The sequence below is a fragment of the Photobacterium lipolyticum genome (assembly GCF_003026475.1).
Lineage (GTDB): Bacteria > Pseudomonadota > Gammaproteobacteria > Enterobacterales > Vibrionaceae > Photobacterium > Photobacterium lipolyticum.
This window is the reverse complement of sequence record NZ_PYMC01000028.1, coordinates 1-13,267: the sequence shown is the minus strand read 5'-3', so window position 1 is coordinate 13,267 and position 13,267 is coordinate 1. Positions and strand designations below refer to the sequence as shown.

Sequence of the window (13,267 nt, the reverse complement as noted above, 5' to 3'; positions counted from 1 at the left end):
CACGTTAAGGAACTAGATTTTTGGACGACATATCCACGGGAGTATTATTCTCCCTTCTGATATTACTACTCGTCATTTCCGGATATTTCTCCGGTTCTGAAACCGGCATGATGTCCCTCAACCGCTATAAGCTGCGGCACCTCGCAAATCAAGGCCACCGCGGGGCCAAGCGGGTAGAAAAATTACTGTCTCGCCCCGACCGTCTCATCGGCCTTATCTTGATCGGTAATAACCTGGTCAACATTCTCGCTTCTGCTATTGCCACGATTATTGGTATGCGCCTTTATGGTGATTTCGGTGTCGCCATTGCGACAGGTGCCTTAACCCTGGTGGTACTCGTCTTTGCTGAAGTGACCCCGAAAACCCTTGCCGCGATTTACCCCGAGCGTGTCTCTTATGCCAGCAGTATTATTCTCAATATTCTGATGAAGCTGCTTTACCCGCTAGTGTGGTTCGTAAACGGCATTACCAATAGCTTCATGCTGTTAATGGGTTTAAAAGTCGACAATATGAATGATTCGAAGCTTAGCTCTGAAGAGTTACGTACCGTTGTGGACGAAGCGGGCGGCCTTATCCCTCGCCGCCACCAGGATATGTTGCTGTCTATTTTAGATTTGGAAAACGTCACCGTCGAAGATCTGATGATCCCGCGCAGCGACATTGCGGCCATCAATATTAATGACGACTGGAAATCCATCACTCGACAACTGATCCATTCTTCCCATGGGCGCATTGTGCTGTATCGCGATACCATCGATGAAGTGGTCGGCATGCTGCGTGTTCGTGAAGCCTATCGCCTCATGATGGAAAAAAATGAATTCAGTAAAGCGAACCTGCTTCGGGCTGCGGATGAAGTGTATTTCATTCCGGAAGGCACGCCACTGAACATCCAGCTATTAAAATTCCAACGAAATAAAGAACGTATTGGTCTAATTGTTGATGAATATGGCGACATCCAAGGGCTGATCACCTTAGAAGATATTCTGGAAGAAATAGTCGGCGAATTTACGACCTCTATTTCTCCGACCCTGGCCGACGAAATTACCCCACAGGCAGATGGCAGCTTACTGATTGAAGGTAGCGCCAATATTCGCGATCTGAATAAAAGCCTGAACTGGGATCTTCCGACTGATGGCCCGCGCACCCTCAATGGTTTGATCTTGGAGCATTTAGAAGATATCCCTGATAGCCAGATCAGTATTAAACTCTCCGGTCGTCAAATGAAAATCATGGAAGTCTCAGAGAATATGATCAAACTGGTCAAAGTGCTTCCAACCCAGTTGAAGAAAACAGGCTAAGTTGCTGAACCGATTTCAGGACAGAACACGTCTATAAGCACAAAGCCGGCAATCAATGCCGGCTTTTTTGTCTTCGATTCTGTGCGCTTTCGCTGTTATACCGATTGTTATTACTTAACGCTAAGCTCGTGTAGCATCGACTCCGGTAATGCCAACTCATCGTTTTTATTAACATCGATCCCCTGTGCCAGAATATTTTTGGCGATCGCTTTCGCCTCATCCAGCGAGTGCATGCCATAAGTCCCACACTGGTACTCGTTCAGTTCCGGGATCTGCTCTTGCGATTCAACCTTCAATACATCTTCCATTGCCGCACGCCAGCTCGCCGCGACATCCTGCTCACTGGGCGTTCCGATCAGACTCATGTAGAAACCGGTGCGACACCCCATAGGTGAGATATCAATGATTTCTACCTGGTCGGAATTAAGGTGGTTACGCATGAAACCAGCATACAGGTGTTCGAGCGTGTGAATACCGCGCTCACTCAAAATATCCATATTAGGACGGCAGAAACGTAAATCAAAAACAGTGATGGTATCGCCTTTCGGCGTCTGCATGGTTTTCGCCACGCGTACCGCAGGCGCATGCATCCGTGTGTGATCGACGGTAAAACTATCTAATAACGGCATTACTTCCTTCTCCTTTGCCTATGAGTTTCTCTCACGTTACCTATACCCATTGTTTTAAGTATGGTGCTAATGTCCATTTCGGCAATGATGGCCACCGCATTAAAACGGCCACCAGCTGCGATTATCATCCAGTTCCTGTCGGCATTGCTTTAATTGCCAACCATAATTTTTTGCCTGTTGCTCCACCTTACGAGAGACTTTTATCAGCGTCGGCTTACTCTTATAGGTGCCTCGTTGATACCCTCCCCGTCCTTCGTGATAGGCAAGGTACTGGCCATTGGCATCCCATTTAGACAGCCCTAGCTGACGCTGAGTTTCATGGGTATACCACCCCACAAACATCAGCGAATCGCCAAAATCGGTTCGGGAGCCACCGTTTCCGGTCGCTTTTTGGTAGTCTTCCCAGGCCGGATCCTGTGCCTGAGCATAACCATAAGCGCTACTCACCCGGCCCCAGGGAATAAAACCGAGCAGATAGTCTTTTGGGGGACGGGCATCATGACGAAAGCTACTTTCTTGTTTGACGAAAGCCATCGCAACATTAATCGGCGTCCCCCACTCTTGTTGCATATTGATAGCATCTTCGTACCAATCCGGGTTTTCACGAAAAATATTGCAAACGTTCGATTGATCTTTAGGTGGTGGAGTCGCACAACCGCTCAGCACCAACACCAAACCGGAAAGCATAACTACGCGCGCAGCCAAAAACATATTTTCACTCGCTGGAATATGTACCAAAATGATTTCAATGTAATAACCACTATTTTTCAGCGATTTAATTTATCTTCAAACGGCCGATAAAACGCTGAGTAGCACACATCCTTTTTCAATTTGGTCTCAGGTTGAACCAAATGTGTTTATCGCGGTCTAACAAAAAGACGAACAATTATTGTGTCGTCATCCCTGCGAAATTGTTTGTGGGCAGCATGGCTGCTGCCCAATTTTTTCTCGTTCGACCTTACGCAAAAATCCCTGTCAAATCAGCCTAAATTTATAACAAAACGATAGAAGCCTACCTCCGTCACAATTTATACTGATTAGCTCGCCGTTATTTCAAATAAGCAAAGTAATCCTCTAAATACGCATCGAATGACACGGTATCACTTTGCTCAATGAGCTGCTGTTTTTCAACGGACGCCTGAACTTCCTGCTCAAACTCATTCTTGCTATAAAAAGCAAACTCTCTGCTCTTGAGTTCATCTTTATACGATGACGCCAATTTTTTACCGACGGCACCAATACCTTCATGCTGTTTGATTTGTGCCAGTAACTGTGCTGATATCGTCAACTCAGGGTGAATAATCCATTCTTTCAAACGCTGATACGTCTGCTGGTAGTTATCATTCCCCGCCGCATTATCCATCGCCTTGGCAACGTCTTCCAACTCAGAAAATACGCGTAATCCCCACTCTTTAGCCAACAGACGTTCACCATTACAGCCAATTTTCAGCATTAGCTCAGGGTTACGGCCATCAAGAACAACGCGATTCCAATTATCCCGCCAGCAAGCCAGCTCAGCATCATCCATTTTGGCAGATGGTGACAACACCGCCCAGGTCAGGAACATATCAAGGAAGCGGACCTGATCTTCAGTGATACCTATCGGGCTGAACGGATTAACATCCAATGAGCGTACTTCGATATATTCAACCCCGCCCCGACAAAGGGCTTCTGATGGTTTTTCGCCATTTTTTGCCACACGTTTCGGACGAATAGGCGCATACAGCTCATTTTCAATCTGCAGGACATTACTATTCAGCTGGCGGTACTCACCGTCAACTTTCACGCCAATATTCGCGTAGTTGTCGGATGGAGTGCGAATCGCCTGATTCAGACCATCAAGGTATTGATCTAAGCCATTAAAACTGATTTTCAGCGAACTTTGCGCATTATTGGTATAGCCCAGATCACTTAACCGTAACGCGGTCGCATTCGGCAAATAATAAGTACCGTTACCCAGTTTTTCAAAATCTGATGCCGAGCCGTGATCTCTCAGGAATGAGCCACACAACGCCGGAGATGCGCCGAACAGGTAAGGGATCAGCCAGCCAAAACGGTAATAGTTACGGATCAGGCCAAAATAAGCCTCAGAGACCGAATCCTGACGCGCTTGTGCGCTTTGGTCACCAAACAGCTGCTGCCAGAATGAGTCAGGAAACGAAAAGTTGAAATGCACGCCTGAAATAACCTGCATTACACTGCCATAACGGCGTTTCAGGCCTTCACGATAGAGAGTTTTCATTCGCCCGGTATTCGAGCTGCCGTACTGCGCCAGGGTAATATCATCTTCGCTACCGACAAAACAGGGCATTGACATTGGCCACAGGCGCTCATCCCCCATCTGGCTGTAGGTAAACTGGTGAATATCACTTAACTGGGCCAATAAATGATCAATATCTTGTGAGACCGGTGTAATAAACTCTAACAGTGATTCGGCAAAATCGGTGGTGATCCATTTATTGGTTAATGCCGATCCCAGACCTGCAGGATGGGGTTGAGCAGACAAATCACCTTGATTCGTAATACGTAGCGCTTCCCGCTCTAGGCCACGGCCAATCTGAGTTAATGCATCAGAATTAGCGGAAATTTGCTGTAACCTTTGTGAAAAATCCATCAAGGTCATTCTCGTTAATTATCGTAATTTGGAAAATAGGGTAATCATTATTATTAATGATTACCATGATTTTTACAGTGAAACACTTTTACCAGCTGTAAATAAATAACCCTTAGAAATAAAGGGAAAAAGCCGACGTTATAGCAACGTCGGCAAGCAGAATGACAGGATCTGCCAGATTACATCTGAGGCTGAATCGTTTTGATTGGAATTCCCAGTGTTTCAAATTGCGGTCGCAATGATTTAACATCTCCCACGACAATGATCTGGTAATCTTCCGGCTTAAACCATTTCGCGGCCAGCTCATTGAGTCGTTCTTTGCTGATAGAAGCAACAATTTCGTTACGCTGTTCCACGAAGTTTTCCGGTAGCGAATAGGTCAGGATCTGACCTAACAATTGCGCCTTCTTCCCGGGGGTTTCATAGTTGAGCGCATCTTTCTGACCGACAGCCAGGCGCATAAAGTTCACTTCTTCATCCGTTACCCCTTCGGTACTGATTTTCTTCAATTCAGCCAGAAACTCTTTTAATGACGCTAAGCTGGCGTCAGCACGGACCTGGGCGTAGTACACCGACAAACCCACTTCTTGGCCTCCGGTCTGGTAGCCACCAGCCCCATAGGTATAACCCTTATCTTCGCGAAGGTTTAGGTTAATACGGCTATTGAAGTTACCCGCCAGGTTAAAGTTAGCCAGCTGAGTTTCGTACAACTCGCCAGTTGCATCGTACGGCAGTCCCTGACGAACCAGACGGATCACCGTTTGCGGCGCGCCTGGCTTGTCAACCATCCAGATGGCCTGCTTCGCCTGCGCAGGGATGGCTTGCGGATTAAAGATCGGCTCCGGTCTGCCTTGCCAGGTTGTCAGGAAGCCTAACTGTTGGCTCAGCTGCGACTCAGCCACATCCCCCACGACCACAACATCCGTCCCGTTTGGAGTGTAGTTGCGGGCATAAAAGTGCTTAACATCCTCTAAGGTGATACTAGCCAGTGATGCTTTGGTTCCTTCCGGCGGACGGCTGAACGGTGTACCGCCAAACAGCACTTCTCGCGTTGCCTGGCTCGCTAACCACTCCGGACGCTGGTGTTCATACACTGCCCCCTCAATGGCCTGTGCTTTCAATCGTTCGAAATCTGCCGGGTTAAACGCGGGCTGGAGTAAACGCTCTTCCATGATGGCCAGCGTCTGCGCCAGGTTCTTCTCTAATGATGTCACCGACACCGTCGTGCTGTACAAACCGGCACTAAAACTGACGGTACTGCCTAACATATCCAGACGCGAAGATAACTCTTCTGCCGTTGATTGCTCTGTCGCTTCCCCCATCATTGCCGCGGTCAGCTGTGCTAACCCGGTTTTACCCTCAGGTTCAAAGCGGCGCCCGGCTGGGATCACTAACTGCAGCTCTACCGTTGGCGTTTCAATGTATTTGGTCCCCAGTACATTAATTCCGTTCTCCAGTTCAAACTGATACAAACGCGGCATGACAGCCTCAACCGGCTGAGAAAGCGGTGGCATCACTGAACGGTCAAAATGATCAACCGACTTTCTCAGTGCGAGCTGATCATCGGTGACTTTTTGATATTCAGGGATAACACGTGGCAGCGGGGTATAATTTGGCTTCGCCGCGGCCAGGGCTGTTTTACCTTTAGGCACCACACTTAACGTGACGTTCGGGTTGCCGTTCAGGTACTGCATATAAGCCGCTTCCATGCTGTCAGTGGTGACATCACGCAGCCGCTGCAGTTCAACACCTAGATGGTTAGGGTTGCCATAGAAAGTCTCATAAGCGGCAAGTTGCGAAACTTTGCCGCTCACACTCTGCAAACCGAAAATCGCATTGGCTTCCACCATGCCTTTCAGTTCACTCAACTCTTTTTCATTGACCCCACGCTGCTCAAGGCCATCAAGAATCGAGACAACTTTGCTATGCACATCTTTTAAGTTGCCTTTGCTGCCACTTTGACCAATCGCATAAACGTACATGGTGCAGCTAAGCTCGGCACAATCGTGGTAGGCCCCCGCATCAACGACATCACCGGTTTTGACCAGATCCTGATACAGCAGGCTGTTCTTCCCCCCACCGATCACTTTCGCCAGCATATCCAGCGATGCTTCATCTTCCGCACCGTTATACGACGTTGGCCATGCCATCATCAGCATGGGCTGCTGTACTTTATCTTCCAGTGTCAGGTAGCGAGTCGCATTCAACGTGACGGGATATTTCGCCGCATTGATCACTTCAGGGCCGCGGGGAATCGAGCCAAAGTACTTTTTCACCCACTCCAGCGTCTGCGCTTTATCGATATCGCCGCCGATCGTGAGCGTGGCATTGTTCGGGCCGTACCAACGCAAGAAGAACGCCTTTAGATCATTAACATCCACGCGCTCTAAATCTTCGACATAACCAATAGTCTGCCAGGAATACGGGTGGGATTGTGGGTAAAGGGCTTCGCCAATACGCTCATAGACCAGACCATAAGGGCGGTTTTCATAGCGCTGGGCTCGTTCATTCTTCACCGTTGAACGCTGAATCTCGAATTTACGCTGTGAGACAGCCTCAAGCAAAAATCCCATCCGGTCTGATTCTAACCACAGCATTTTCTCCAGCTGGTTCGCCGGTACGGTTTCAAAATAATTGGTGCGATCCCGGTTTGTTGTTCCATTTAAGGTACCGCCAGCTTCAGTGATCAAACGGAAGTGCTCCTGATCACCGACATGCTCTGATCCCTGGAACATCATATGTTCAAAGAAATGTGCAAAACCGGATTTACCTTGTTCTTCGCGGGCTGAGCCTACGTGATACGTCATATCGACATGCACTAATGGATCAGATCTATCTTCGTGAAGAACCACGGTTAACCCGTTAGCAAGTGTGTATTTACTATACGGAATAACAGTCTCACCTTGGGCGGCTGTTACTTGCTCAACGAAAGTTATGCCCTCAGGCAGCACAGGAGCATCTTTGCTTTGCCCCATCAGACCACTGCAGCCAACTATCGACAGCAGGGTGACACTTAGAATCCACTTTTGCACTTACGCATTCCTTATAATAAACCTTGAACCACCATGGCCAGCACACCGTAGCGTAAAGCTTTACCAGTCATGATGATGAAAAAACTTAACCAATGATGCATACGCAGCCATCCGGCGGCTAAACATAGCGGGTCCCCAATCACGGGTAACCAGCTTAAGAAAAGGGTCCAGTAACCATATTTTTTCAGCCATCCTGTAGCTTTATGACCATGTTTTTGCTCAGAAGTTTTATCGGGTAACAACCGCCCTAACCAATAGTTGGTCATTCCCCCAAGGGTGTTGCCCAGCGTCGCCACCCCAACAACCAGCCATACTACATTATTCCCTAGCTTTAACGTCGCGATCAGGTTCGCTTCTGAACCGCCAGGCAATAAGGTGGCACTCAAAAAACCGGTGGTGAACAGCATCAATAGCGCTGACTCACCATTTAACAAATCTAGCATTTTTATTTTCTTACATTAGAGGCTGTTTATCTTTACTACAACCGTTACTGGACACCCATCGCTAAAACAATTTTTCCGCGCGTACGACCACTTTCAATCTGCTGATGCGCTCTGGCCCCCTCAGCCAAAGGGAACTGTGCCGCAATATGTAACTGTAACTTACCCTGTGCCAGCATCTTGAGCATTGCATCATTTTGCGCAACATTCGGCGCCACCAGCATTCCTTCAGCCTGCAAGCCAAGTTGCTGCGCTTGCTGGCAAACCCGCTCTGCAGTGTTCGTCGGTATTGTTAGCACCTGGCCACCGGTTTTAACACACGCCAATGCCGCGCAACCCACCTCTCCGCCCATCAAGTCAATCAGCACATCGACCGGATCAATCTGTTGTTCAAGCCTTCCTCGGTGATAATCAATCGCGGTAGCACCCAGGCCTGAGACAAATTCCACATTTGCCGCCGAACAGCTCGCGAAAACCTCCGCGCCCTTTGCGATCGCCAGCTGGACAGCGATATGACCCACCCCGCCGGCACCAGCCAGAATGAGAACCCGATCACTGGCAGAAACTTTCGCTTTCTCTAACGCCTGCCAGGCCGTTTGCCCCGCCAGAGGCAATGCTGCCGCCTGCACAAGCTCAATTTGCGCCGGTACTTTACTCAATGATTCTGCATCAACGACCACATACTCGCTGTATCCGCCGCCCTGAAGAGGAAAGCCAATAAACCCGGCAACCCGTTCACCGACCTCCAGCGACTTAACGTTATCGCCGACTTCAACAATCTTACCGGCAATATCATAGCCTGGTACCCAGGGCAGGTTATCTTTGTTCTGTTGAGCGGCCCAGCCAAGCCCGGCCCGGGTTTTGGCGTCGATCGGGTTAACGCCGGCATAAGCTACTTTCACCAACACCTGATCAGCCGCCAGCGATGGCGTAGAAGCGGCTTGCAAGGTGAGCACCGAGGGTTCGCCAAACTGAGCGATCGCAAGCTGATGATAGGGCATCATTTCTATTCCTTTTCTTTATTGGTCACGTTAGTCGCTCAAGAGGAGAGCTGTCATCAAACACCTGTTGCGATTTAGGATGGGATGTATATAAGGACGATAAACAATATACACCCAAAGCCCCTAACGATACGAGATCCAGCATATTTAGGTAACTTGGATAACAATAGCAATAAAAAAACGGGTAGCACCTTGCTACCCGTTTCTATTTGTTTCTAAGTACGGTGATCAGCGCTAAGTTTAGCCAACCAATGCCAGCAAGATACCGGCCGCTACCGCAGAGCCCAGTACCCCGGCCACATTCGGCCCCATCGCATGCATCAGCAGGAAGTTATGCGGGTTCGCTTCCAGGCCAACCTTATTCACCACCCGTGCCGCCATCGGAACCGCCGAGACACCCGCCGCCCCAATCAGTGGGTTGATGTCTTCTTTACTGAAGCGGTTAAGCAATTTCGCCATTAAAACACCACCACCGGTACCGATACTGAACGCAACGGCACCGAGCACCAGGATCCCTAAGGTTTCCATCTGGAGAAATTTATCCGCTTCCAGTTTCGAGCCCACTCCCAGACCTAGCATAATCGTCACGATGTTGATCAATTCGTTCTGTACCGTATTGGACAGACGCTCAACTACACCAGATTCACGCATCAGGTTACCGAGGCAGAACATCCCGACCAGTGGCGATGCCGAAGGCAAGAACAGAATGGTCATTACCAATACCGCCATTGGGAACAGGATCTTCTCGGCCTTACTAACATGGCGCAGCTGCTGCATCTGAATTTGACGCTCTTCCGGAGTTGTCAGCGCTTTCATGATCGGAGGCTGAATGATCGGCACCAATGCCATGTAGCTGTACGCCGCCACCGCAATTGCACCCAGTAGATCAGGTGATAAACGGCTGGCCAGGAAGATCGCGGTTGGGCCATCGGCACCACCGATGATCGCAATCGACGACGCATCAGCCAGGGTAAATTCCATCCCTGGTACGAGATTCAGCAAAATCGCACCAAACAGGGTGAAGAAGATACCAAACTGAGCCGCAGCCCCTAACAATAGCGTCTTAGGGTTTGCAATCAAGGCACCGAAGTCGGTCATTGCACCGACCCCCATAAAGATCAATAACGGGAATACCCCGGTTTCAATCCCTACATGGTAGATGTAATACAACAAGCCGCCCGGTTCGGTAAAACCAGCATTAGGAATATTGGCCAAAATGGCACCAAAACCGATAGGCAGCAACAGCAAGGGCTCAAAGCCCTTACGTATCGCCAAGAAAAGCAGACCGCAGCCAACCAGAATCATTACAATCTGGCCGAACTCAAAATTGGCAATCCCGGTCTCGCCCCAGAGTTTTAATAAACCGTCCATGGTACCCTCTTACGCCAGGCTTAAAATCGGCGAGCCGACTGAAACCGAATCACCTTCTTTGACATGAAGCTCCTGGATCACCCCACCACGCACAGCGCGGATTTCAGTTTCCATCTTCATCGCTTCCAAGATCACCAGTACATCGCCTTCAGCCACTAAGTGACCAGGCTGAACGACAACCTTAAAGATATTTCCGGCAAGCGGAGCCGATATGGCCTCAGCACTCGCCACGGGGGCACTGCTTGCCGAAGCAGGTGCTGGTGCTGCCGCCGATGTGACGGAAGATAGCTGACCACTAGGGCCCACCTCAACGTCATACACCTGACCATTCACTTTCACACTGTAAGCTTCGATGCCGTCGGCCTGAACAATCGGAGCTGCCGCTGCTACTGGCGCCGCTTCAGTTCCTGGCGCTGGTTCAAAGGCGTCTGGATTGTTGCGGTTTTTAAGGAAATTCAGACCAACCTGAGGGAATAACGCATAAATCAGAACATCATCCACCGAGTGTTCCGCAAGCGAAATATTTTCTGCTTTCGCTTTAGCCAACAGCTCGTCAGTCAACGCCGCCAGTTCGTCGGTGAGCAGATCTGCCGGTCGGCAAGTGATCGGCTCGGCTCCGTTAAGCACACGAGCCTGCAGCTCGGCATTCACTGGTGCCGGAGTCTGGCCATATTCGCCTTTCAAGACACCCGCAGTCTCTTTGGTGATGTTCTTATAGCGCTCGCCCGTTAATACGTTCAATACCGATTGCGTACCGACGATCTGCGATGTGGGGGTAACCAATGGAATAAAACCTAAATCTTCACGAACGCGAGGGATCTCTTCCAGTACTTCATCAAAACGATCAGCTGCGCCCTGCTCTTTAAGCTGGCCTTCCATGTTAGTCAGCATACCGCCTGGCACTTGGGCCAGTAGAATCCGCGCATCAACCCCTTTGAGGCTGCCTTCAAATTTAGCGTACTTCTTACGGACTTCTCGGAAATAGGTTGCAATCGGCTCAAGCTGCTGCAAATCGAGGTTGGTATCGCGCTCGGTCCCCTCGAGCATAGCGACGACCGTTTCAGTCGGCGTGTGGCCATAGGTCTGGCTCATCGAAGAAATGGCGGTATCAAGAATATCCAAACCGGCTTCAACGGCTTTCACCGCAGTGGCTGCCGATAGGCCTGTTGTCGCGTGACAATGCAGAGCCAGAGGGACATCACACGATGCTTTTATACGTTTAACCAGCTCTTCCGCTTCATAAGGCTTTAGCAGGCCAGACATATCTTTGATACAAATAGAATGACAGCCAAGATCTTCCAGACGTTTCGCAAGATCAGTCCAGGTATCTAAATTATGAACCGGGCTGGTGGTATAAGAAATGGTTCCCTGAGCATGAGCGCCGACATCAACAGCCGATGTGACGGCTTTTTTAAAGTTACGCACATCATTCATTGCATCAAAAATACGGAACACATCCATACCATTGGCATGGGCACGCTCAACAAATTTTTCGACCACGTCATCACCATAGTGGCGATAACCCAGAAGATTCTGACCACGAAGCAGCATCTGCATCGGTGTTTTCGGCATGGCCTGTTTCAGCGCCCGCAAGCGCTCCCACGGGTCTTCACCCAAAAAACGGATACATGAATCGAATGTGGCTCCGCCCCAGGTCTCTAGGGACCAATAACCCACATTGTCTAACTGCTGTGCAATGGGCAACATATCTTCGATACGCATACGGGTGGCAAACAGAGACTGATGTGCATCACGTAGTACGACGTCAGTGATAGCTAAAGGCTTGGACATGCTCGCAAACTCCTTGTAAGTAAAATTGTCCCGTAAATCATTTTAGGCTTTGCGCTGACGATACTGATAAACGGCTGAGGAAATAGCCGCTATCACGTCAGGTTGAACCTCATTATGATGTGAGGCAACGCTTGGCTGTGGCTTTTGAGCTGCGGGTAACGCATCAACAGGGGCCACTTTCGCCAAGAGCTGGACCAAAAAGATCAGTATGCTAAGAAATAAAAATACAACAAACATCCCGGTAAGCATGATTGTTGCGGCTTCCCATAGCAAACTTCCTAAATCTGCCATTTTTGCTTCCTTTCATTGGTTTTATAACTGAACTGGCGCGTTAACAAGTACCACGAGATACAAAAATAAGTCAAATTGATTAATAAAAATACCGCATATTAATGAAGATTGCGTTCCATTTCCCCCGTTTAATGGGAAAATACCTATAACGGCGCCAATTCAATACAACTTCCTGAAATACAACCATCTATCATTAAGCGTTGCGCTACAGCCCAGCACTTAAACTGTAGATAAATCAAGCCACAACAAGACCAAAGTGACGCTTACGTTAACGGAAGGCAAGTTTGGTTATTTAATTTTTTCCTTTATAAATAACAACTTAGTAGATAGCCGAAAACAAAAATTAACCATGCCGCCTTTTCCAGCAACTATACCCAAATAACCTCAAGATGCTCGTTTCAGCGAGAATTGCTTTGATATCGTCACCATCTCGGCTTGCTCTCACATAGCTGCACGGCACTGAATTGACAACAGCCCTGATTGGTATAGCAATGAGCACAAGTTTGCCCATGGGCTCCACACAGCCTAAGAATGAACATAAAGTACAACACGCTTGGCTGTATAGTCAAAATCGAGCACTAACGGACCTGACGGGCGTATTACGTGGTTTATTGTGAAGGGATAGAGAAATAGAAAGGTACAGATACAAAAAAGCCCAGCCTGAGCTGAGCTTTAAATAATGGTGCGCGCGGGAGGATTCGAACCTCCGACCGCCTGGTTCGTAGCCAGGTACTCTATCCAGCTGAGCTACGCGCGCACTAAATCGGTGTTACAACAACCAAGATCACTACGGTATCTTC

The 13,267-nt window shown here is 48.9% G+C and carries 10 protein-coding genes and 1 tRNA gene; 1 reads left to right on the top strand and 10 read right to left on the bottom strand.

Annotation, left to right across the window (positions count from 1 at the left end):
* Positions 1-20 precede the first annotated feature (20 nt).
* Complete coding sequence (locus C9I89_RS21560) at positions 21-1,298, top strand: HlyC/CorC family transporter (RefSeq protein ID WP_107285386.1); 1,278 nt, start codon at positions 21-23, stop codon at positions 1,296-1,298.
* 110 nt (positions 1,299-1,408) lie between these two features.
* Here the strand turns inward: C9I89_RS21560 and luxS are convergent, their stop codons facing one another.
* From luxS to C9I89_RS21510, 10 genes are all read right to left on the bottom strand, one after another.
* Positions 1,409-1,927 (bottom strand): S-ribosylhomocysteine lyase, encoded by a 519-nt coding sequence (luxS, locus tag C9I89_RS21555; protein WP_107285385.1) that lies wholly within the window; start codon positions 1,925-1,927, stop codon positions 1,409-1,411.
* 99 nt (positions 1,928-2,026) lie between these two features.
* Positions 2,027-2,638: a transglycosylase SLT domain-containing protein gene (locus C9I89_RS21550; RefSeq protein ID WP_107285384.1), complete on the bottom strand. Its 612-nt coding sequence runs from the start codon at positions 2,636-2,638 to the stop codon at positions 2,027-2,029.
* A 337-nt stretch (positions 2,639-2,975) separates the two neighbouring features.
* Positions 2,976-4,541 carry a glutamate--cysteine ligase gene (gshA, locus tag C9I89_RS21545; protein ID WP_107285404.1) on the bottom strand — a complete coding sequence of 522 codons (1,566 nt, stop codon included), beginning with the start codon at positions 4,539-4,541 and terminating at the stop codon, positions 2,976-2,978.
* Between the two features lie 179 nt (positions 4,542-4,720).
* Positions 4,721-7,573, bottom strand: a complete 2,853-nt coding sequence (locus tag C9I89_RS21540) for a M16 family metallopeptidase (RefSeq protein ID WP_107285383.1) — start codon at positions 7,571-7,573, stop codon at positions 4,721-4,723.
* A gap of 11 nt (positions 7,574-7,584) precedes the next feature.
* Complete coding sequence (locus tag C9I89_RS21535) at positions 7,585-8,016, bottom strand: YqaA family protein (protein WP_107285382.1); 432 nt, start codon at positions 8,014-8,016, stop codon at positions 7,585-7,587.
* Between the two features lie 44 nt (positions 8,017-8,060).
* A complete protein-coding gene (locus C9I89_RS21530) occupies positions 8,061-9,014 on the bottom strand; it encodes an NADP-dependent oxidoreductase (protein ID WP_107285403.1) in 954 nt (317 codons plus the stop codon).
* A gap of 240 nt (positions 9,015-9,254) precedes the next feature.
* Positions 9,255-10,385, bottom strand: a complete 1,131-nt coding sequence (locus C9I89_RS21525) for a sodium ion-translocating decarboxylase subunit beta (protein WP_107285381.1) — start codon at positions 10,383-10,385, stop codon at positions 9,255-9,257.
* A 9-nt stretch (positions 10,386-10,394) separates the two neighbouring features.
* On the bottom strand, positions 10,395-12,176 hold the full coding sequence (gene oadA / locus C9I89_RS21520) for a sodium-extruding oxaloacetate decarboxylase subunit alpha (RefSeq protein ID WP_107285380.1): 1,782 nt from the start codon (positions 12,174-12,176) through the stop codon (positions 10,395-10,397).
* A gap of 42 nt (positions 12,177-12,218) precedes the next feature.
* Positions 12,219-12,467, bottom strand: a complete 249-nt coding sequence (locus tag C9I89_RS21515; protein WP_107285379.1) for an oxaloacetate decarboxylase subunit gamma — start codon at positions 12,465-12,467, stop codon at positions 12,219-12,221.
* A gap of 680 nt (positions 12,468-13,147) precedes the next feature.
* Positions 13,148-13,224, bottom strand: a tRNA-Arg gene (locus tag C9I89_RS21510).
* Between the last annotated feature and the right edge of the window lie 43 nt (positions 13,225-13,267).

What these genes read in the sequence shown, in the direction of transcription:
- oadA (WP_107285380.1), bottom strand. Translation starts at nt 12,176, where the DNA reads ATGTCCAAGCCTTTAGCTATCACTGACGTCGTACTACGTGATGCACAT.
- C9I89_RS21550 (WP_107285384.1), bottom strand. Translation starts at nt 2,638, where the DNA reads ATGTTTTTGGCTGCGCGCGTAGTTATGCTTTCCGGTTTGGTGTTGGTG.
- gshA (WP_107285404.1), bottom strand. Translation starts at nt 4,541, where the DNA reads ATGGATTTTTCACAAAGGTTACAGCAAATTTCCGCTAATTCTGATGCA.
- luxS (WP_107285385.1), bottom strand. Translation starts at nt 1,927, where the DNA reads ATGCCGTTATTAGATAGTTTTACCGTCGATCACACACGGATGCATGCG.
- C9I89_RS21515 (WP_107285379.1), bottom strand. Translation starts at nt 12,467, where the DNA reads ATGGCAGATTTAGGAAGTTTGCTATGGGAAGCCGCAACAATCATGCTT.
- C9I89_RS21525 (WP_107285381.1), bottom strand. Translation starts at nt 10,385, where the DNA reads ATGGACGGTTTATTAAAACTCTGGGGCGAGACCGGGATTGCCAATTTT.
- C9I89_RS21535 (WP_107285382.1), bottom strand. Translation starts at nt 8,016, where the DNA reads ATGCTAGATTTGTTAAATGGTGAGTCAGCGCTATTGATGCTGTTCACC.
- C9I89_RS21530 (WP_107285403.1), bottom strand. Translation starts at nt 9,014, where the DNA reads ATGCCCTATCATCAGCTTGCGATCGCTCAGTTTGGCGAACCCTCGGTG.